2 protein-coding genes and 1 pseudogene are annotated in these 2,125 nt (G+C 50.5%); all 3 read left to right on the top strand.

Translation table 11 applies throughout. The annotated features are described in order from the left end of the window. Positions 1-289: 289 nt before the first annotated feature. Entirely contained in the window at positions 290-961 is a 672-nt protein-coding gene (locus Q0294_RS23195; RefSeq protein ID WP_299470238.1) for a hypothetical protein, read from the top strand. Continuing rightward, positions 958-1,623, top strand: coding sequence for a ThiF family adenylyltransferase (locus Q0294_RS23190; RefSeq protein WP_299470236.1), 666 nt, complete (start codon positions 958-960; stop codon positions 1,621-1,623). The genes Q0294_RS23195 and Q0294_RS23190 overlap by 4 nt, the downstream gene beginning before the upstream one ends. A gap of 221 nt (positions 1,624-1,844) precedes the next feature. Next, a pseudogene (locus Q0294_RS23185) lies at positions 1,845-2,125 on the top strand (DDE-type integrase/transposase/recombinase); the annotation flags it as partial.

Raw genomic sequence — 2,125 nt, 5'->3', positions numbered from 1 at the left:
GACAGTCCCTATGTGGCGCTCAGTGACTGGGACAGTGTTGAATGTACCGAGTGCGCTGATGTGATTGCTGCCAACGAACAGACTCGCTGTGATCACTGTGAAATCACACTCTGCGCGGAGTGTGCCCAGGATTGTTCGGACTGTGCTTGTCCTTATTGTCATGAGTGTTTGTCGCACTGTGATAGCTGTCACGGCAACTGCTGTTCATCCTGTTTAAAGCAATGCATTCAATGTCATGCCGACTGCTGCCAACGTTGTTTACTTGAAAATGAAAGGTGCTCTGATTGTGATGAAGAAGAATTCGAAGAAACAGAAGAAGAATTACCGGAATCCCATGTTTCGGCAGCAAACCCGGTTGCCGCAACTGCGGTTCAGCCCGACTGCTTGGGCGAAACTGTTGTACCTGCGTGATTATGGCGATACCGAAGTCGGTGGCTTCGGGATTTCCGCACAGGATGATCTGCTGCTGGTGCAGGACCTGCAGCTTGTGGAACAGACCTGCTCGTTGGCTCATGTGGCCTTCGACGATGAGGCGGTGGCGAATTTCTTTGACGCTCAGGTGGATGCAGGCCTGCGTCCTGAGCAGTTCGGTCGGATCTGGATTCATACGCATCCGGGAGATTGTCCGTTACCCAGCCAGACTGATGAAGGAACTTTTGATCGTGTCTTTGGTCGATCCGACTGGGCCGTGATGTTCATTCTGGCGCGGACAGGGCGAACCTATGCTCGGTTAAAATTCAATGTGGGGCCTAAGGCTGAATTCGAGGTCCCGGTAAAACGGGATTACTCTCAAACATTTGCTGGCTGTGATCCAGAACGTTGGGAGGATGAATATTTAACGCACGTGCATCCGCAACATAAAAGTTGCCTGTTCCAGTCTGAGTTTGATCGGGTCGCAGACTTTGACTGGGAAGAGGACTGGCTGTTTGCTGAATACGAATTGAAAGGAGAACAAATTTGAATACATTAAATGTGACTACGGACCGTTTCCAGAGACAAAGTGATCTGATTCCGGCGGAACGGCTTTCCCAGCTGACGGCGACCGTTATCGGTGTAGGAGCGATTGGTCGTCAGGTGGCCCTGCAACTGGCGGCAATCGGGACACCACGGATTCAGCTGGTGGATTTTGATACTGTCGAATCTACCAATATCACGACTCAGGGATATCGGGCTCAGGATCTGGGACAGTTTAAAGTCGACGCAACGGCCAGAGCCATCCAGGAGATTGATGATTCGATTCAAGTGATGACATTCCAGGACCGCTATCGTACCACCACTACTCACGGGCAGGCGGTTTTCTGCTGCGTTGATTCCATCTCCGCACGCGCGGCAATCTGGCGGTCCGTCAGCAAAAAATGTGAATTCTGGACGGACGGTCGAATGTTGGGGGAAATGATTCGGATACTGACAGCAATTGAGGGTTCTGGAGGAGATCGGTATGCTGAGACACTTTTTCCTCAAACTGAAGCTCAGGCTGGAAGCTGTACCTCACACAGTACCATCTATGTTGCCAGTATTGCAGCGGGGATCATGGTTCATCAGTTTACACGATGGCTTCGAGAAATCCCCATCGATTCTGACACTACCCTCAATCTGCTTGCAGGTGAAATCACAGTAAAATGAAAACACTGAAGTAGAATAATTTCAGCATTGCAAAATATAAATGCGTTTTATAGCGGGTCACCAGTAGTGGTGGCCCGCTACCCCTTTCTTTATCTATCAGAACATCGGATATGCCTTGCGAGTTTCTTCAATCGTTCAACACCTTCCAGAAATGTTAGCACCAGATGTTTGTGCTCCTGCAGGGTGGAGTGCAGTATGCCGCGTCTGATCATCCCCGATTCAAAGACCATGTCTGGAGCTATGACTTCGTGCAGGACCAGACATCTGATGGCAGGAGTTTTCGGATGCTGGTGATCATGGATGAATACAGTCGAGAGTGTCTATCGATTGATGTCGCTCGCAGACTCAACAGTGAAGACGTTCCGGAGCGACTCAGCGACCTGTTCATTCAGCGTGGAACCCCAACTTACATTCGCAGTGACAACGGGGCCGAGTTCACGGCAAAGAAAGCGCGGAAGTGGCTGGAACGTGTGGATGTGAAGACTCTGTATATCGAACCGGG

This window comes from uncultured Gimesia sp. (genome assembly GCF_937919775.1).
GTDB lineage: Bacteria > Planctomycetota > Planctomycetia > Planctomycetales > Planctomycetaceae > Gimesia.
This window is presented reverse-complemented; position numbering and strand designations above follow the sequence as displayed.

Excerpts from the sequence above, each read along its gene's own strand:
- Q0294_RS23195 (WP_299470238.1), top strand. The coding sequence starts at position 290 with ATGAAGAAGAATTCGAAGAAACAGAAGAAGAATTACCGGAATCCCATG.